Annotated in this window: 17 protein-coding genes; 15 read left to right on the top strand and 2 right to left on the bottom strand. The window is 64.4% G+C overall.

What is annotated here, in order from left to right; genetic code table 11:
- The first annotated feature begins 226 nt into the window (after nucleotides 1-226).
- From gyrA to cysM, 15 genes are all read left to right on the top strand, one after another.
- Nucleotides 227-2,896 (top strand): DNA gyrase subunit A, encoded by a 2,670-nt coding sequence (gene gyrA / locus CQ050_RS00840; RefSeq protein WP_105554973.1) that lies wholly within the window; start codon nucleotides 227-229, stop codon nucleotides 2,894-2,896.
- Nucleotides 2,896-4,026, top strand: coding sequence for a 3-phosphoserine/phosphohydroxythreonine transaminase (gene serC / locus CQ050_RS00835; RefSeq protein ID WP_199196703.1), 1,131 nt, complete (start codon nucleotides 2,896-2,898; stop codon nucleotides 4,024-4,026). The genes gyrA and serC overlap by 1 nt, the downstream gene beginning before the upstream one ends.
- Nucleotides 4,019-5,104: a prephenate dehydratase gene (gene pheA, locus CQ050_RS00830; RefSeq protein WP_105554971.1), complete on the top strand. Its 1,086-nt coding sequence runs from the start codon at nucleotides 4,019-4,021 to the stop codon at nucleotides 5,102-5,104. Before serC ends, pheA begins: the two co-directional genes overlap by 8 nt.
- 11 nt (nucleotides 5,105-5,115) lie before the next feature.
- Nucleotides 5,116-6,237: a histidinol-phosphate transaminase gene (gene hisC / locus CQ050_RS00825; protein ID WP_105554970.1), complete on the top strand. Its 1,122-nt coding sequence runs from the start codon at nucleotides 5,116-5,118 to the stop codon at nucleotides 6,235-6,237.
- The gene (locus CQ050_RS00820) at nucleotides 6,234-7,136 is read left to right on the top strand and encodes a prephenate dehydrogenase/arogenate dehydrogenase family protein (protein ID WP_105554969.1); all 903 of its coding nucleotides are present in this window, start codon (nucleotides 6,234-6,236) and stop codon (nucleotides 7,134-7,136) included. The genes hisC and CQ050_RS00820 overlap by 4 nt, the downstream gene beginning before the upstream one ends.
- Before the next feature lie 5 nt (nucleotides 7,137-7,141).
- Complete coding sequence (gene aroA / locus CQ050_RS00815; protein ID WP_105554968.1) at nucleotides 7,142-8,464, top strand: 3-phosphoshikimate 1-carboxyvinyltransferase; 1,323 nt, start codon at nucleotides 7,142-7,144, stop codon at nucleotides 8,462-8,464.
- Nucleotides 8,465-8,477: 13 nt separating this feature from the next.
- Entirely contained in the window at nucleotides 8,478-9,173 is a 696-nt protein-coding gene (gene cmk / locus CQ050_RS00810; protein ID WP_105554967.1) for a (d)CMP kinase, read from the top strand.
- Nucleotides 9,174-9,389: 216 nt separating this feature from the next.
- On the top strand, nucleotides 9,390-11,102 hold the full coding sequence (gene rpsA, locus CQ050_RS00805; RefSeq protein WP_006225145.1) for a 30S ribosomal protein S1: 1,713 nt from the start codon (nucleotides 9,390-9,392) through the stop codon (nucleotides 11,100-11,102).
- A gap of 3 nt (nucleotides 11,103-11,105) precedes the next feature.
- Nucleotides 11,106-11,465 carry an integration host factor subunit beta gene (locus CQ050_RS00800; RefSeq protein WP_049072346.1) on the top strand — a complete coding sequence of 120 codons (360 nt, stop codon included), beginning with the start codon at nucleotides 11,106-11,108 and terminating at the stop codon, nucleotides 11,463-11,465.
- A gap of 181 nt (nucleotides 11,466-11,646) precedes the next feature.
- Complete coding sequence (locus CQ050_RS00795) at nucleotides 11,647-11,961, top strand: lipopolysaccharide assembly LapA domain-containing protein (protein ID WP_006225143.1); 315 nt, start codon at nucleotides 11,647-11,649, stop codon at nucleotides 11,959-11,961.
- 60 nt (nucleotides 11,962-12,021) lie between these two features.
- A complete protein-coding gene (gene lapB / locus CQ050_RS00790) occupies nucleotides 12,022-13,239 on the top strand; it encodes a lipopolysaccharide assembly protein LapB (protein WP_105554966.1) in 1,218 nt (405 codons plus the stop codon).
- Nucleotides 13,236-14,177, top strand: a complete 942-nt coding sequence (rfaE1, locus tag CQ050_RS00785) for a D-glycero-beta-D-manno-heptose-7-phosphate kinase (protein WP_105554965.1) — start codon at nucleotides 13,236-13,238, stop codon at nucleotides 14,175-14,177. Before lapB ends, rfaE1 begins: the two co-directional genes overlap by 4 nt.
- Nucleotides 14,174-15,163 (top strand): ADP-glyceromanno-heptose 6-epimerase, encoded by a 990-nt coding sequence (gene rfaD / locus CQ050_RS00780; protein ID WP_105554964.1) that lies wholly within the window; start codon nucleotides 14,174-14,176, stop codon nucleotides 15,161-15,163. Before rfaE1 ends, rfaD begins: the two co-directional genes overlap by 4 nt.
- Before the next feature lie 207 nt (nucleotides 15,164-15,370).
- Nucleotides 15,371-15,889 carry a helix-hairpin-helix domain-containing protein gene (locus CQ050_RS00775; RefSeq protein ID WP_105554963.1) on the top strand — a complete coding sequence of 173 codons (519 nt, stop codon included), beginning with the start codon at nucleotides 15,371-15,373 and terminating at the stop codon, nucleotides 15,887-15,889.
- An 84-nt stretch (nucleotides 15,890-15,973) separates the two neighbouring features.
- A complete protein-coding gene (gene cysM, locus CQ050_RS00770; protein ID WP_105554962.1) occupies nucleotides 15,974-16,882 on the top strand; it encodes a cysteine synthase CysM in 909 nt (302 codons plus the stop codon).
- A gap of 129 nt (nucleotides 16,883-17,011) precedes the next feature.
- On the opposite strand, the gene CQ050_RS00765 is transcribed toward cysM, so the two are convergent.
- Together CQ050_RS00765 and CQ050_RS00760 are read right to left on the bottom strand one after the other, a co-directional pair.
- Entirely contained in the window at nucleotides 17,012-17,992 is a 981-nt protein-coding gene (locus CQ050_RS00765; protein ID WP_105554961.1) for a tripartite tricarboxylate transporter substrate binding protein, read from the bottom strand.
- Nucleotides 17,989-18,765 carry an IclR family transcriptional regulator gene (locus tag CQ050_RS00760; RefSeq protein ID WP_105554960.1) on the bottom strand — a complete coding sequence of 259 codons (777 nt, stop codon included), beginning with the start codon at nucleotides 18,763-18,765 and terminating at the stop codon, nucleotides 17,989-17,991. The genes CQ050_RS00765 and CQ050_RS00760 overlap by 4 nt, the downstream gene beginning before the upstream one ends.
- Between the last annotated feature and the right edge of the window lie 60 nt (nucleotides 18,766-18,825).

The raw sequence follows: 18,825 nt of genomic DNA, 5'->3' as shown, positions 1-18,825 counted from the left end.
ACGTTTTCGGCGCTCCATAGGTTTTCCATGTTGGTTTTTGACAACAGGGCCGTTGGGCGCGGCCCGGCAGCGGGGCGCGGCATCCCCATGGCGTCGGAAGGGTTATCCGCAAAGACCGCTCATCGGCCACTTCCCGCGGCGCTGCCCAACGGGATCGGAATCGAATGATAGAATTTCCTGTTTACCCGGCCCGGGTTCCTCCTTACACGATTCTGTCGTTATATATATGGATTCCTTTGCCAAGGAGACGCTTCCGGTTTCGCTGGAAGAAGAGATGCGCCGCAGTTACCTCGATTACGCGATGAGCGTGATCGTTGGGCGGGCGCTACCGGATGTGCGGGACGGGCTGAAACCCGTCCACCGGCGCGTGCTCTACGCGATGCATGAACTGAACAACGATTGGAACCGCGCCTACAAGAAGTCGGCGCGTATCGTCGGGGACGTCATCGGTAAGTACCACCCCCACGGCGACCAATCCGTCTACGACACCATCGTCCGCATGGCGCAGGATTTCTCCATGCGCTACATGCTGGTCGACGGCCAGGGCAACTTCGGCTCGATCGACGGCGATAACGCCGCGGCGATGCGCTATACCGAAATTCGCCTGGCCAAGATCGCCCACGAATTGTTGGCCGACATCGACCAGGAAACGGTGGACTTCGGCCCCAACTACGACGGCAGCGAGCAAGAGCCGCTGCTGTTGCCGTCGCGCCTGCCCAACCTGCTGGTCAACGGCAGTTCGGGCATCGCGGTGGGCATGGCCACCAACATTCCGCCGCACAACCTCCAGGAAGTGGTCGACGGCTGCCTGTACTGCCTGCGCAATCCGGCCTGCACGGTCGATGAACTCATCGAGCTCATCCCGGCGCCTGATTTCCCCACGGGCGGGATCATCTACGGCATGTCGGGTGTGCGGGAAGGCTATCGCACCGGTCGCGGCCGCGTCATCATGCGCGCCAAGACCCACTTCGAAGACATGGAAAAGGGCAATCGCCAAGCGATCGTGATCGACGCGATTCCCTACCAGGTCAACAAGAAGACGTTGCAGGAACGCATCGCAGAACTCGTCAACGACAAGAAGATCGAAGGCATCTCCGATATTCGCGACGAGTCCGATAAGGACGGTATGCGCCTGGTCATCGAGCTCAAGCGCGGCGAGGTTCCCGAGGTTGTTCTGAACAACCTGTACAAGAACACGCAGCTGCAAGACACCTTCGGGATGAACCTGGTGGCGCTGGTCGACGGCCAGCCTCGCCTGCTCAACCTGAAGCAGATGATCGACTACTTCCTGCAGCACCGCCGCGAAGTGGTCACGCGCCGCACGGTGTTCCAGCTGCGCAAGGCTCGCGAACGCGGTCATGTGCTGGAAGGCCTGGCCGTTGCACTGGCCAACATCGACGACTTCATCACGATCATCAAGGCGGCGCCGACGCCTCCCGTCGCCCGCCAGGAATTGATGGCCAAGTCGTGGGATTCGTCGCTGGTACGCGAAATGCTGTCGCGCGCCGACGGCGATACGCCGGGAGGCCGTTCGGCCTTCCGCCCGGACGACCTGGATGCCGAATTCGGCCTCCAAGGCGACGGCATGTACCGCTTGAGCGATACGCAGGCTCAGGAAATCCTGAACATGCGCCTGCAACGCCTGACCGGGCTGGAGCAGGACAAGATCGTCGGCGAATACAAGGACATCATGTCCACCATTGCCGATTTGCTCGACATCCTGGCCCGCCCCGAGCGCATCACCACGATCATCTCCGACGAACTCCAAGCCATCAAGGCCGAGTTCTCGACCGGCGTGAAGGACACGCGTCGTTCGGAAATCGAGATGAACGCGACCGAACTCGACACCGAAGACCTGATCACGCCCACCGACATGGTCGTGACCTTGTCGCATGGCGGCTACATCAAGAGCCAGCCCTTGTCTGAATACCGCTCGCAAAAGCGCGGCGGACGCGGCAAGCAGGCGACGGCGATGAAGGAAAACGACTGGATCGACCAGTTGTTCATCGCCAACACGCACGACTTCCTGCTGTGCTTCTCGAACCGCGGCCGTGTGTACTGGCTGAAGGTCTGGGAAGTGCCCCAGGGCACGCGCAACTCGCGCGGCAAGCCCATCGTCAACATGTTCCCGCTGGCTGACGGCGAGAAGGTCACGGTGGTGTTGCCGGTCAAGGTATTCAGCGAAGACCACTACGTCTTCATGGCGACGTCGCGCGGCACGGTCAAGAAGACCCCGCTGTCCGACTTCTCCAACCCGCGCAAGGCCGGCATCATCGCCGTCGACCTTGACGATGGCGACTACCTGATTGGCGCCGACCTGACCGATGGCAAGCATGACGTCATGCTGTTCTCGGATTCGGGCAAGGCGGTCCGCTTCGACGAGAACGACGTGCGTCCGATGGGCCGCAACGCCCGCGGCGTGCGCGGCATGATGCTCGAGGAAACGCAGACCGTCATCGCGCTGCTGGTTGCCGGCGACGAAACGCAGACCGTGCTGACTGCCACCGAAAACGGCTACGGCAAGCGCACCCCGATCGGCGAATACACGCGCCATGGCCGTGGCACGAAGGGCATGATCGCGATCCAGACCAGTTCGCGCAACGGCAAGGTCGTGGGCGCGGTGCTGGTCAACCCGACCGACGAGATCATGCTGATCACCACTGGTGGCGTGCTGGTGCGCACCCGTGTCGCGGAAATCCGCGAAATGGGCCGCGCGACGCAAGGCGTGACGCTGATCAACGTGGACGATGGCAGCACGCTGTCCGGCGTGCGCCGTGTCGTGGAAAGCGATGCGGACGACGACGGCGACCTGGACGAAGAGGGCCAGGACGACGGCGGCGATGACAGCAACGGCGACGCGCAAGCGACGGATTCGACGGAACCTACGGAGCAATAATGGCCCGCCCCTGGAACTTCTCGGCAGGCCCCTCGGCCTTGCCCGAGGTGGTATTGCAGCAAGCAGCAGCTGAGATGCTGGATTGGCATGGCAGCGGCATGTCGGTGATGGAAATGTCCCATCGCGGCAAGCATTTCGTGCAGATCTGCGACGAAGCTGAATCGGATCTGCGTGATCTGCTGGGCTTGCCCGCCGACTACGCCGTCATGTTCATGCAAGGCGGAGGTTCCGGGGAAAACGCCATCGTTCCCATGAATCTCATGGGACGCCGCGGCACGCCGGCCGCCGACTTCGTCGTGACGGGCCATTGGTCCAAGCGTTCGTACAAGGAAGCGGCCCGCTATGGCAGCACCCATGTGGCGGCAAGCAGCGAGCAGCCCATCCAGCTGGATGGCCGCGAGCAGGCGCCGCTGACCTGGGTGCCGCCGGTCGATTCCTGGAACGTGCGCAAGGAATCGGCCTACCTGCATCTGTGCAGCAATGAAACCATTGGCGGCGTCGAGTTCATGGACTGGCCCGACACCGCTGCGCTGGGCGCGCCCGATGTGCCGCTGGTCGTCGATGCCTCGTCGCATTTCCTGTCGCGTCCGATGGACATCACGCGCTGCGGCATGGTGTATGCCGGCGCGCAGAAAAACGCCGGCCCCGCAGGCGTGACCATGGTCATCGCGCGTCGCGACCTGATTGGCCACGCCTTGCCCATCTGCCCGTCGGCGTTTGACTACGCCAACGTGGCGGCCGAGCATTCGCGCTACAACACACCGCCCACGTTCGCGATCTACGTCGCGGGCCTGGTGTTCAAGTGGGTCAAGGCCAATGGCGGCGTGGCGGGCATGGAAGCCGCCAACAAAGCCAAGGCCGATCTGCTGTACGGCTACCTGGACAGCAGCGAGTTCTACCGCAATCCCATCCATGCACCCGTGCGTTCGCGCATGAACGTGCCCTTCGTGCTGCGCGACGAATCGCTGAACGACGCCTTCCTGCAAGGCGCGGACGCGGCTGGCTTGACGCAGTTGAAGGGCCACAAGAGCGTGGGCGGCATGCGTGCCTCCATCTACAACGCCGTGCCCCTTGCCGGGGTGGCGGCGCTGGTCGAGTACCTGAAGGAATTCGAGCGCCGCTATGGATGAAGACCTGCAGCGCAAGCTGCGCCCCTTGCGCGAACGCATCGATGCGTTGGACGCGCAGATCCTCGACTTGCTGTCGCAGCGCGCTCGCGCCGCGCTGGAAGTGGGCGAGGCCAAGCACGCTGCCCAGGCCGACGGTCCGGTATTGCGCCCCGAGCGCGAGGCCGAAGTCATCCGCCGCTTGCAGCAGCTCAACCCCGGCCCGTTCCCGAACGCGGGCGTGGCGTCGGTCTGGACCGAGATCATCTCGGCCTGCCGCGGCCTGGAACGCGGCATGACCGTTGCGTATCTGGGGCCGCAGGGTTCGTTCTCCGAGCAGGCCGCGCTTGAGCATTTCGGCCACGCCGTGCAGAAGCTGCCATGCGTCTCCTTCGACGAAGTCTTCCGCGCGGTCGAAGGCGGTCAGGCGGACGTGGGCATGGTGCCGGTGGAGAACTCCACGGAAGGCGCCGTCAACCGCAGCCTGGACCTGCTGCTTAATACGCCGCTGACGATCCTGGGCGAACGCTCGCTGGTGATCCGGCATTGCCTGATGACCCAATCGGGCGGCATGGACGGCATCAAGACCATTTCCGCGCATCCGCAGGCGCTGGCCCAGTGCCAGGGCTGGCTGACGCGCAACTATCCCGACCTTGAACGCGTGGCCGCTTCCAGCAATTCCGAAGCGGCACGGGCGGCGGCGGGCGATCCGGCCATCGCCGCGATCGCTGGCGAAGTGGCCGCGCCCGCCTGGAACCTGCAGGTCGTCGCGGCCGGCATCCAGGACGATCCGCACAACCGCACCCGTTTCCTGGCCATCGGCAACATCCAGCCGCTGGTCAGCGGCAAGGACAAGACCAGCCTGATCCTGGCTGTGCCGAACCGCGCGGGCGCCGTTTATGAAATGCTGGCCCCGCTGGCGGCCAATGGCGTGTCGATGACGCGCTTCGAGTCGCGCCCCGCGCGCACCGGCCAATGGGAATACTATTTTTACGTTGACGTTCTGGGACACCGCAATGACCCGAACGTCGAACGCGCGCTTGCCGCCTTGCAGGCGCAGGTCGCCTACCTGAAGGTGTTGGGTTCCTACCCGGCGCCGTGAGCCCCCACACCATGACCACCGCATCCAAGCCCCTCGTTGCTCCCGCGCACGTCAGCGCCATCGCGCCTTACCAGGCGGGTAAGCCCATTGAAGAACTGGCCCGCGAGTTCGGGCTGGATCCGGCCGGCATCGTCAAGCTGGCGTCAAACGAAAACCCGCTGGGCATGCCCAAGTCGGCGCGCGCGGCCATGCTGGCGGCGGCCGAGTCGCTGGCCCGCTATCCCGATCCCAACGGCTTCGATCTGAAAGCGGCGCTGGCGGAACGCTATGGCGTGCCAATGAGCTGGATCACGCTGGGCAACGGTTCGAACGACATCCTGGAAATCGCCGCGCTGGCCTTGCTGGAGCCGGGCGCGTCGGCGGTGTATGCGCAGCATTCGTTCGCGGTGTATCGCCTTGCCACGCAAGCGCGCGGCGCGCGCCACATCGTGGTGCCGGCGCAAGACTACGGCCATGACCTGGGCGCGATGTTCGACGCAATCGCTGACGACACGCGCCTGCTGTTCATCGCCAACCCCAACAATCCCACGGGCACCTTCGTGCCGGGCGACAAGGTCGCCTCGTTCCTGGAGCGCGTGCAGGCCGCGCACGGCGACCGCGTCACCGTGGTGCTGGACGAGGCCTACAACGAGTACCTGGACCCGGAACACCGTTTCGACAGCACTGCGCTGGCCCGCCGGTTCCCGAACCTGATCATCTCGCGCACCTTCTCCAAGGCCTATGGCCTGGCGGGCCTGCGCGTTGGTTTCTCGGTGGCGCAGCCGCCGCTGACCGACCTGCTGAATCGCGTGCGCCAGCCGTTCAACGTGAACACGCTGGCTCAGGCCGCGGCGATTGCCGCGCTGGGCGACGCGGCCTACCTGGAAGAGGCGTATGCCTCGAACAAGTCGGGCAAGGCCCAATTGTGCGAGGCGTTCGACCGCTTGAAGCTGCGCTATGTGCCCAGCTACGGGAATTTCGTGCTGGTGCATGTGGGCGACGCGCCCCGCATCAACCTGGAATTGCTCAAGCGGGGCGTGATCGTGCGCCCGGTGGCCGGCGACGGCCTGCCTGAGTGGCTGCGCGTGTCTATCGGCTTGCCGCAAGAGAACGCCCGTTTCATCGATGCCCTGACTGCCATCCTGTCCGCATGAACGACGCGTTACCTTCTACCGATCAGGGGGCCGCTGGCCCCCTGATTCCTGTATTGGCGGTTGTAGGCGTGGGCCTGATCGGCGGATCTTTCGCCGCGGCGTTGCGCCAGGCAGGGCAGGTGGGCCGGGTGCTTGGCGTGGGGCGCAGCGCGTCATCGCTGGCGCGCGCGGTCGAGCTGGGTTTGATCGATGAGGCCGTCAGCGCTGAAGACGCGGCGGCCCGCGCCAACCTGATCCTGCTGTCCACGCCCGTTGGCGGCCTGAAGAACGTGCTCGCGCGGATGCTGCCGCATCTGGGCGCCACGACGGTGTTGACCGACGCGGGCAGCACCAAGGCCGAAGTCGTGGACGCCGCGCGCGAAGCGCTTGGCGGCAGCGTGGGGCAGTTCGTGCCCGGGCATCCCATCGCGGGTGCCGAACGTACCGGGCCGGACGCCGCCGACCCCTCGCTGTACCGCGATCGCACCGTCATCCTGACCCCGCTTGCCGAAAATAGCGCGGCGTCGGCCGACCTTGTGCGCCGGGCCTGGCAGGCCTGCGGCGCCAGCGTGATCGACATGGACGCCGGCGCGCACGATCGGCTGCTGGCATCGGTCAGCCATCTGCCGCATTTGCTATCGGCCGTCTACATGGAACAGGTGGCCACGGCCGCCGACGCCCGTACGCGCCTGGATCTGGCCGGCAGCGGTTTTCGTGATTTCACGCGCATCGCGGCGGGCTCGCCAGAGATGTGGCGCGATATCTTTCTATCCAATCGCGATGCGATGCTGGCCGAGCTTGCCGACGTGCGCGCCGTGCTGGATCGCGCCGAACGCGCGATTCAAAACGGCGACGATGCGGTTTTGCTGGCGCTGCTGGAGACCGCGGCCCAGGCACGCCGCAACTGGCGCAAGGAGTAGCTGACATGGGCGCTTTGCCTTATCTGGACCTGCCGCGCGTGCGGCAAGCGCAGGGCGTGATCGCCTTGCCGGGTTCCAAGAGTATTTCCAACCGCGTGCTGTTGCTGGCGGCGATCGCCGAGGGCACGACGGTCATCACCGGCCTGCTGGATTCCGACGATACGCGCGTCATGCTGGCCGCACTGCGCCAGTTGGGCGTGCAGGTGTCGGATCTTGACGCGGGCTGCGTCACTGTCGAGGGCGTGCGCCGGTTCCCGGTGGAAAGCGCGGACCTTTTCATGGGCAACGCGGGCACCGCGATCCGTCCCCTGACGGCCGCGCTGGCCCTCATGGGCGGCGACTATCGCTTGTCCGGCGTGCCGCGCATGCACGAACGGCCCATCGGAGACCTGGCGGACGCCTTGAACGCCCTGGGCGCGCGCGTCGACTATCTGGGCCAGGCCGGCTATCCGCCGTTGCATATCGGCCGCGGCGAAATCGCCGCCGACGCCGTGACCCGTGTGCAGGGCTCCGTGTCAAGCCAATTCCTGACGGCCTTGCTGCTGGCCGCGCCCCTGCAGGCGGGCCGCAGCGGCAAGCCCGTTACCATTGAAGTGGTGGGCGAGCTGATCTCCAAGCCCTATATTGAAATCACGCTGAACCTGATGGCCCGATTCGGGGTGCAGGTGCGGCGCGACGGCTGGAGCCGCTTCGTGATCGATGGTGGCGCCGGTTATCGCAGCCCGGGCCGGATCGCGGTGGAAGGCGATGCCTCCACGGCATCTTATTTTCTGGCGTTGGGCGCGATCGGCGGCGGCCCCTTGCGCGTGACCGGCGTGGGCGCGGACAGCATCCAGGGCGACGTCGCTTTCGCCGACACGCTGGCGCACATGGGCGCCAAGGTCGCCTATGGCCCTGATTGGATCGAGGTGACCGGCGTCCGGGTGGCCGACGGCGCGCGGCTGAAGGCATTCGACACCGATTTCAACCTGATTCCCGATGCGGCCATGACCGCAGCGGCGCTGGCCCTGTATGCCGACGGCCCGTGCCGCCTGCGCAACATCGGCAGCTGGCGGGTAAAGGAAACCGACCGCATCCACGCCATGCAGACCGAGCTGGAAAAGCTGGGTGCGCAGGTGGAATCGGGGCCGGATTGGCTGCGTATCATCCCGCCGGCGCAAGATGCCTGGCGCGACGCGCACATCGGCACCTGGGACGACCATCGCATGGCCATGTGCTTTTCGCTGGCCGCCTTCGGCCCGGCAGCGGTCCGAATCCTGGATCCGGGTTGCGTCAGCAAGACGTTCCCGGGTTACTTTGACGTTTACGCGGGCCTGGTATCGGCCTAGCGCGAAAAGACACATGACTTTGACTTCTTCGACTGTTCCCCCTCTGGCCGCCGTCATCACGATCGACGGCCCCACCGCTTCGGGCAAGGGCACCGTGGCGCATCGGGTCGCCAAGGCGTTGGGCTGGGATGTGCTGGACAGCGGCGCGCTGTACCGGCTGACCGCCCTGGCCGCCATCAACCAGGGCGTCGCCGCCGACGACGAAGCAGGCGTGGCCCGTGTGGCCGAAACGCTGGATGTGCGCTTCGACGGCCCCCATGTGTATCTGGAAGGCGCCGACGTGGGCCATGACATCCGCCGCGAGGAAGTGGGCAATTTCGCCTCCCGCGTGGCGGCTTTCCCGGGCGTGCGCCAGGCGTTGCTCGAGCGCCAGCGCGCTTTTCGCGTGCCGCCCGGCCTGGTGGCGGACGGCCGCGATATGGGCACCGTCGTGTTCCCGGATGCGTCCCTGAAGGTCTTCCTGGTCGCCGACGTGGTCGCCCGGGCGGAGAGGCGCCGTAAGCAGTTGATCGAAAAGGGAATTTCTGCTAATCTAGATGACCTACTGCGAGACATGCGCGAGCGGGACGCCCGCGATACCGAACGGGCGACTGCGCCGTTGGCTCCTGCAGCAGATGCACACGTGCTGGATTCGTCTGATTTGACGATTGCAGAGACGGTGCAGGCAATACTGGATTTTTGGCAGCAAGCACAAGCCAAGCACGGATAAAGGCTGCAAGCCCCACTCTGATGCGATGTGCCAGGCCTGCGATGAGCCAAGCCGATCCACTTTGATTTTTTGATTAGGCCCTGTCCTAGCCAGGCGCAACCCCCACGGGACACCCCGCAGGGCAAACCGGCAGGCAGGTATTTTGACTCCACTGTGGCGGGCAATCCGCTGCGGTGTGTTCTTAACGGCCATTTCGGCCCAATGGATTTCAACCCCATGTCTTCCGTTTCCACTACCGCCACCGGCGGCGAAAGCTTCGCCGACCTTTTCGCACAAAGCCTCAAGAGCCAGGACATGAAGTCCGGCGAGGTCATCAGCGCCGAAGTCGTGCGCGTCGACCATAATTTCGTCGTCGTCAACGCCGGCCTGAAGTCCGAAGCGCTGATCCCCCTGGAAGAGTTCCTGAATGACCAGGGCGAGCTCGAAGTGCAACCCGGCGATTTCGTCTCGGTGGCCATCGATTCCCTGGAAAACGGCTACGGCGACACCATCCTGTCGCGTGACCGCGCCAAGCGCCTGTCGGCCTGGCTGCAGCTGGAAAAGGCCCTGGAAAACGGCGAACTGGTTACCGGCACCATCACCGGCAAGGTGAAGGGCGGCCTGACCGTCATGACCAACGGCATCCGCGCGTTCCTGCCCGGTTCGCTGGTGGATCTGCGTCCGGTCAAGGACACCACCCCGTACGAAGGCAAGACCCTCGAATTCAAGGTCATCAAGCTCGACCGCAAGCGCAACAACGTTGTGCTGTCGCGTCGCCAGGTGCTGGAAGCCAGCATGGGCGAAGAGCGTCAAAAGCTGCTCGAAACCCTGCACGAAGGTGCCGTGGTCAAGGGCGTGGTCAAGAACATCACCGACTACGGCGCGTTCGTTGACCTGGGCGGTATCGACGGCCTGCTGCACATCACCGACATGGCATGGCGTCGCGTGCGTCACCCGTCCGAAGTCCTGCAAGTGGGTCAAGAAGTCGAAGCCAAGGTCCTCAAGTTCGACCAGGAAAAGAGCCGCGTCTCGCTGGGCGTCAAGCAGCTGGGCGAAGATCCGTGGGTGGGCCTGGCTCGCCGCTACCCGCAAGGCACCCGCCTGTTCGGTAAGGTCACGAACCTGACCGACTACGGCGCGTTCGTCGAAGTCGAAGCCGGCATCGAAGGCCTGGTTCACGTCTCCGAAATGGACTGGACCAACAAGAACGTCGACCCGCGCAAGGTTGTTACCCTGGGCGAAGAAGTCGAAGTCATGGTCCTGGAAATCGACGAAGACCGTCGTCGTATCTCGCTGGGCATGAAGCAGTGCCGTCAGAACCCGTGGGAAGAGTTCGCTACGAACTTCAAGCGCGGCGACAAGGTCCGTGGCGCCATCAAGTCGATCACCGACTTCGGCGTGTTCGTCGGCCTGCCTGGCGGCATCGACGGCCTGGTTCACCTGTCCGACCTGTCCTGGACGGAAACGGGCGAAGAAGCCGTGCGCAACTTCAAGAAGGGCGACGAGATCGAAGCCGTGGTTCTGGGCATCGATACCGACAAGGAACGCATCTCGCTGGGCATCAAGCAGCTGGAAGGCGACCCCTTCAACAACTTCGTCGCCACGTTTGACAAGGGCGCCGTTGTTCCGGGCACCATCAAGTCCGTCGAAGCCAAGGGCGCTGTTGTTACGCTGTCCGTGGACGTTGAAGGCTACCTGCGCGCTTCCGAGATCTCTTCGGGCCGCGTTGAAGATGCCACCACCGTTCTGAACGCTGGCGAGAACATCGAAGCCATGATCGTCAACATCGACCGCAAGACGCGTTCGATCCAACTGTCGATCAAGGCCCGTGACAACGCCGAGACCGCCGACACGATCCAGCGCATGTCCGACGCCAGCGCTTCGTCCGGCACCACCAACCTCGGCGCGCTGCTGAAGGCCAAGCTGGACCAACAGCGCAACGACGGTTAATTCGTGACCAAGTCGGAGCTGATCGCCGCCTTGGCGGCCCGCTATCCTCAGCTGGCCGCCCGCGACACCGATTACGCGGTCAAGACCGTGCTGGATGCAATGACCCAGGCCCTGGCCTCGGGTCAGCGCATCGAGATCCGCGGTTTTGGCAGCTTCTCGTTGTCGCAGCGGTCTCCCCGAATCGGTCGCAATCCGAAATCCGGCGAACAAGTGCTGGTGCCTGGTAAACAGGTGCCGCACTTCAAGGCGGGCAAGGAACTGCGCGAGCGGGTAGACCTGGTCGGCGGCAATGACGAGGACGCTCAATCTTCTGGATCGAGTGAACCGATGCCGTCCATGGCAAGCTTGCACGCCATGCACTGACGGATCGGCGTAAAGGCTGCCTACGGGCAGATCGGACCGAGAACAGGCCCCTTGAGAAATCAAGGGGCTTTGTTTTTTCCGGCCGCCAATGCGTCGGCCGGGCGGCGCGCGGGATTTTTTTTCTTGCTGCTTTGCGGCGTCGCTTACAATTGACAGTCTTGAATTCTCTGGAGCATGCGTCATGCGCTATCTCGTCTGGGCCCTGCGATTGCTCGTGTTTATTGCGGTATTGATGTTCGCCTTGAAGAACACCGATCCGGTTGCCGTGAAGTTCTACGCGGACTACGTCGTGCAAGATGTGCCGTTGATCGTCGTGATGCTGGTGGTATTCGTTGCCGGCGCCCTGTTCGGCCTGTTGCTGACCGTGCCTGCCGCCATGCGCCGCCGCCGTGAAGCCATGCGCTTGCGCCGCGAACTGGACCGTGTCCAGGCCGCCGTCAATGGCACCACCCCCGTCGTGCCGCCGGAAGCCGTTGCGCCGATGTCGCCGCTGTGACGGCGCGCCGTCCGCCGCACGTCCCCCTTTTCGCACTGAATTACCGCAAGAGCCCGAACAGTGGATTTTGAACCTTGGTGGTTGATTTTCGTGCCGGTATTGTTTGCGCTCGGCTGGCTGGCCGCGCGCTTCGATATTCGGCAGATGCTTCGGGAAACCCGGACCCTGCCCGACTCGTATTTCCGGGGGCTGAACTTCCTGCTGAACGAACAGCCGGACCGCGCAATCGACGCGTTCGTCGAAGTCGCCAAGCTGGACCCCGAGACGACCGAGCTGCACTTCGCGCTGGGCAGCCTTTTCCGCCGCCGCGGCGAAATGGAACGTGCCATCCGCGTGCATCAAAGCCTGCTGAGCCGGTCCGACCTGCCGGCCGCCGAGCGCGAACACGCGCAGCATGAGCTGGCGCAGGACTTTCTCAAGGCCGGCATGCTGGACCGCGCGGAAAGCGGATTTGAACAGCTCAAGGACACGCGCTATGCGCTGCCGGCCCTGCGCTCACTGATCCGCATCTTTGAATCCGAACACGATTGGCCGCGCGCGATTGAAGCCGTCAAGACGCTGCAAGGCCTGGTCGACGAGCCGGTGCCGCAGATCGTGCATTACTACTGCGAGCAGGCGCAGACCGCCCTGACCGCCAAGCCCGCCGACGTCGATGCCGCGCACAAGGCGCTTGATGCCGCCGATCATGCCCTCTCGATGACCGACGCGTCGCTGAGCAAGGGCGCGATGGTGCGCACCGCCATGCTGCGCGCGCGCCTGGCCCTGATGGAACAGGATCCCAAGCGCGAGCGGCTGTATCTGGAGTCGGTCATGACCGACGCGCCGGAGTACGCCGGCTTGGTGGCCGAACAGTTGCTGGCGAACTATCGCGCGGCCGGTCAGGTCGAAGCCGGGCTGGAATTCCTGCAGAAGCAATATCAGCGTCATGCGTCGCTGGACCTGTTCAACGTGGTGTTCCGCGAACTCCGCGTTCAGCAAGGTTCGGCTGTTGCCTGGGCATTCGCGCGCGGCGCGCTGCGCAGCCATCCGTCCCTGTTGGGCCTGGACCGCCTCCTGGAAGCCGAATTGGCCAGCCCGGAAGCCGGCGTTACGGAACAGGGGCCGGTGCCCGGCGCCGACTTGACGCTGCTGCGCAGTCTGATCCACAAGCATACGCAACGGCTGGACCGCTATGCGTGCCGCAGTTGCGGTTTTCAAGCGCGTCGTTTTTACTGGCAATGTCCCGGCTGCAATGCCTGGGAAACCTATGCGCCGCGCCGTTTGGAAGAACTTGAATGAAGCCTTTCCCCGCCGAAGCTATTTCGCGTAGCCGCGTTCTTGTGGTTGGCGACGTGATGCTGGACCGTTATTGGTTTGGTGAAGTCGAACGTATTTCGCCGGAAGCGCCGGTGCCCGTGGTGCGCGTGGCGCGCCGCGAAGACCGTTTGGGCGGCGCCGCCAACGTGGCCCGCAACGTCGCGGCGCTGGGCGGCCAGGTGACGCTGGTTGGCGTGTTGGGCGAGGACGAGGCGGGCGACAGCATCCGCCGCCTGTCCGCCGAGGCAGGCATTCATGCCGACCTGATCGCCGATCCATCGCTGCACACCACGCTGAAGATGCGCGTGCTGGGCCGCCAGCAGCAGTTGCTGCGCGTGGATTTCGAACAGCACCCGGAGCAGGCCGCGCTGGATCGCGTGGACGCCGCGTTGGCCCGCCATCTGGCCAACCACGACATCGTCGTGCTGTCCGACTATGCCAAAGGCGTGCTGACCCGCGTCGAGTCGCTACTGGCCATGGCGCGCCATGCCGGCATACCGGTGCTGGTGGATCCCAAAGGCGACGACTACGCGCGCTATCGCGGCGCGACGCTGGTCACGCCGAACCGCTCGGAAATGCAGCAGGCCGTGGGCCGCTGGAATTCCGAGGCCGAACTCACGGATCGGGCGCAGCGCTTGCGCGCCGACCTGGACCTGGAAGCCTTGCTTGTGACGCGTTCCGAGCAGGGCATGACGTTGTTTACCGACACGGGACGGGACCACATCGATGCGCAAGCACACGAAGTGTTCGACGTGTCTGGGGCGGGCGACACCGTGCTGGCGACGCTGGCGGTCTCGCGCGCCATCGGCTTGCCGTGGGCCGAGGCGATGGGCTGGGCCAACAAGGCCGGCGGCATCGCCGTGGGCAAACTTGGCACGTCCGTCGTCACTGCAGCCGAACTGGCAGGAGAACCCTCATGATCGTCGTAACCGGAGCCGCAGGCTTCATTGGCAGCAATCTGGTGCGCGGGCTGAACCGCCGTGGCATCCAGGACATCATCGCGGTGGATGATCTGACCGAAGGCGACAAGTTCGTCAACCTGGTCGATTGCCAGATCGCCGAGTACATGGACAAGGACGATTTCCGCCGCCGGGTGGCCGACGGCAGCTTGCCTGGGGTGCGTGCCGTGCTGCATCAGGGCGCGTGCTCGGACACGACCGAGCGCAATGGCCGCTACATGATGGACAACAACTACCGGGTCACGCTGGAGTTGTTCGAGTTCTGCCAGGCGCGGCGCATTCCGTTCCTGTATGCCTCGTCGGCGGCCGTGTACGGCGGCTCGTCCATCTACGTCGAGCATCCCGATAACGAAGGCCCCTTGAACGTCTACGGTTATTCCAAGCTGCTGTTCGACCAGGTGTTGCGCCAGCGCATGGACAGCCTGACGGCGCAAGTCGTGGGGCTGCGCTATTTCAACGTCTATGGGCCGCACGAGCAGCACAAGGGGCGCATGGCCTCGGTGGCGTTCCACAACATGAACCAGTTCCTGGAGCATGGCCATGTGCGCCTGTTCGCGGGTTGGGACGGCTACGTGGACGGCGGACAGAGCCGCGACTTCATCTCGGTCGAAGACGTGGTGGCCGTGAATCTGCACTTCCTGGACCACCCGGAACAGTCGGGCATCTTCAATTGCGGCACGGGGCGTGCCCAGCCGTTCAACGACGTGGCGGCGGCGGTGGTCAATACCCTGCGCGCCGAGCGCGGCGAAGCGGAGCTGACGCTGGCTCAATTGGTGGAACTGGACCTTATCCGCTATATCCCGTTCCCCGATGACCTCAAAGGCCGCTACCAGAGCTACACGCAGGCGGATGTGACGCAACTGCGCGCGGCCGGTTTCCACGCGCCGATGCGCGACGTGCAGACGGGCGTGGCCGAGTACGTGCGCTACTGGCGCGCGCGCCGTTAAGAGCGGCATGGCCGGCGCGGCCCTGGCACCGCGTTGCCCCGGATAGAAAAACCACCGCTCCGGTGGTTTTTTTTTCTCTCCGTATTTGCCTCCCCGTAGTTGCCGAGGTGGATCTTTCCGTTCACCGAACCACCGGGCAGAGGGCCGGTTGGCCATGATTCAAGGGTGGCGCGACAGCCGTTGCGTCCGTTCCATCCGGAGACCCTTATGAATCCACTGTATCCGTCCTCGCCCGCCGCGCATGGCGCCTGCCCGGCAGGGCCCCTGCCTTGCCGGCCGGGGCGATCCGCGTTTCCCCGGCGCATCCCGCGCGGCCTGCGCCGGACATTGGGCGTGCTGCTGGTGACGGCGGGGCTTGGCGTGGCGGCGGCGCCAGCCCACGCGTTGGATGTCAACCAGGCCAGCGCTCAACAACTTGAAGGCATCCGCGGCATCGGTCCGCGCACCGCCGAGATCATCGTGGGCGAGCGTGACCGCGGCGGCAAGTTCGATTCATTCGAAGACCTGGCGGAGCGCGTGCGGGGCATCGGCCTGAAAAAGGCGCAGGCCCTGGAATCGGCCGGTTTGCAGATTGGGGCCGGCGGCCCGGCGGCAACGGCAGCGCCATCCGCCAAGCCGGGAGACAAACCGGCAGCCAGGTCGGAACCCAAACCGGGAGCCAAAGCGGTAACCAAACCCGCATCCGGACCGGCCACCTTGAAGGCAAAGGCGACGCCCCGGCCTTGAACGGCCGCCGCCTGACGGGGGAACCCCTGGCGGGAGCGCGGCTTTTGGCCGCGTCCGCCGCCGGGCGGAGTTATTATCGTCCGCATGACTACTACCTACCCCACTATCGAGCAGACCGTCGGCAATACGCCGCTGGTGCGTTTGCAGCGCATTCCCGGTGCCGCGGGCGACGCGCGTGGCAACGTCATCCTGGCCAAGCTGGAAGGCAACAATCCCGCCGGCTCCGTGAAGGACCGTCCGGCCTTGTCGATGATCAAGCATGCGGAAGCGCGCGGCGACATCAAGCCGGGCGATACCCTGATCGAAGCCACCAGTGGCAACACCGGCATCGCGCTGGCCATGGCCGCCGCGATGAAGGGCTACCGCATGATCCTGATCATGCCGGACAACCTGTCGGTGGAGCGCCGGGCGGCCATGGCGGCCTATGGCGCCGAATTGATCCTGACGCCAGCCGACAAGGGCGGCATGGAATACGCCCGCGACCTGGCCACCGAGATGCAGGCGGACGGCAGGGGCGTGGTGCTGGATCAGTTCGCCAACCCCGACAACCCCCGCGCGCACGTCGAAACCACCGGTCCCGAGCTCTGGGACCAGACCGATGGCCGCATCACGCACTTTGTCAGCGCGATGGGCACGACGGGCACCATCATGGGTGTGTCCACCTACCTGAAGTCGCGCAATCCGGCGGTGCAGGTGGTGGGCGCGCAGCCGGCCGAAGGTTCCCAGATCCCCGGCATCCGGAAGTGGCCCGAAGCCTATCTGCCGAAGATCTTCGACCGTAGCCGCGTAGACGCCTACGAGTCCATCGAGCAATCGGAAGCCGAGGTGATGGCGCGCCGCCTGGCGGCGGAAGAGGGCATCTTTGGCGGCATTTCGTCCGCTGGCGCCCTGGTTGCCGCCTTGCGCGTGGCCGAGCGCGTCAACGACGCCACCATCGTTTTCATCGTGTGCGACCGTGGCGACCGCTATCTGTCCACGGGCGTCTTCAACTGATCTCTGCTTTTTCGGCGCCTGAAGAGCCGCCGAAGCAAACAGCCCGGCCCAGGAAAGACTATTCCTGGGCCGGGCTGTTTCTATTGCGCGGCTGCCATGCGGCCGCAAGCGCCGCGCGGCAGCCCTGCATTATTCAGGCTGAATGTTGGCGTCTTTCATGACCTTGATCCAGCGTGCGCTTTCCGCAAGATTGAAGGCTTCCGCTTCCTGGTAGCCCATCGTGCTGGGCAGCGTGCCCTGCGATTTCAGGGCTTCGACGACCTTCGATGATTTCGATGCCTCGACCATGGCTTTGTTGAGCTTGGCGATGATGGGCTCGGGCGTATCCTTGGGCACCCACATGCCATACCACGTAACGATATCGAAGTCAGGCAGCACGGTTTCGGCGATGGTGGGCACGTTGGGAAGATCGGCCAGCCGCGTTTTGGTGGTGACGGCGAGCGGGACAACCTTGCCGCTCTGGATCAGCGGAAGCGCAGGCGCCAGCGGGGCGTACATCAGATCGACATGGCCGCCTGCGACATCGGTCAGGGCCGGGCTGCTGCCGCGGTAACCAACGTGCGAGATGGAGGCCTTGGTGGACGTATTGATCAGTTCTCCGGCCAGGTGCGGCAGCGTGGCGACCCCGGGGGAGGCGAAGGTCAGTGTGCCCGGCTGCGCGCGGGCGTGCTGGATCAGATCGGCAAAGGTCTTGAACTTGGAGGTGGGTGGGACGACAGCCACCATTGGCACCGTGCCCAACACGCCTACCATCCTGAAGTCCTTGATCGGGTCAAAACTCAGGTTCTTGAACTGGGCGGGGTAGATACCCTGGACGGACGGATTCATCAGCAGCGTGTAGCCGTCGGCGGGGGCTCGGGCGACCTGTGCCGCGCCGATCGTGCCACTGGCGCCCGCACGGGTTTCAATGACCAGCGGCTGGCCCAGAATTTCCCCCATTTGCACGGCGACCACACGGCCCACCACATCGGTCGGACCGCCAGCCGCCCAGGGCATGATGACGCGTATCGGTTTGTCCGGATAGGTGCCTTGCGCTTGCGCGGCGGCCAACGGAAGTCCGGCGGTGGTGACCATCGTGCATGCCGCGGCAAGAAAGCTGCGTTTGTTCATCTACTGTCTTCTCCAACAAAGGTGAGGTTGGCGGAGGGCAGGGCCGCATGCAGCAGCGCCTTGACCTCTTCCAGTTGTTTTCCAGTGGTGGCTTCGTTTTTCAGCATGCGGCCCAGGGGCCCGGCCACCACAATGGCAAAGGGTTGTTCATAGGCCCGGAACCCGAGCGATACGGACATCACGTCTTCGACGTTTTCTCCGACCGAACGCTGCCAGCCCCGCGCGACCCCTGCCTGCAGGTCGCGATCAAAGGCATCGCGGGCGGTGATAGTGCTGTCCGTGAACGCAGTGAATCCGCTATAGGCTTTGAACCATTTTTGGCGTTCTTCCGACGGCAGCACGGACAACAGCGCCTTGCCTGAGCTGGTGGCGTGCACGGCTTTGAACCCGCCGGGCTGGTGGGAGAAGCGGATCGTCTGCTTGGATTCAGCCACGATCAGGTAGACGACCTTGTCGTCCGCCAGCTTGGCCAGCAGGGCGGTTTCCCCGGTCAGGTCGCGGACTCGCTCCAGCACGGGTTCGATGACCGCATTCAAGGGGTCGCTGCGGCAAATCAGCGTGGCGACGTGGATCAGCTTTTGGGTCGGGTAATAGCCGTGCTTCTTACCGATTTCATACAGATAGCCGCGGGCCACCATGGTCTTGAGCAAGCCATGGCAACTGGACAGCGGGATCTGCATCTGGGTGGCGATTTCGCTGTACAGCAATGGCTTCTGCTCCTCGGCAAAGAGGTTCAGTACATCCAGAACTCGAGCAGCAGTTTTCACATCCATGATGTTAGTATCCTATACGTGATAAATTTATGTCAATCCGCTTTCAACGCCAAGGAGTTG

This window comes from Achromobacter sp. MYb9 (assembly GCF_002975275.1).
GTDB lineage: Bacteria > Pseudomonadota > Gammaproteobacteria > Burkholderiales > Burkholderiaceae_B > Achromobacter.
This window is presented reverse-complemented; position numbering and strand designations above follow the sequence as displayed.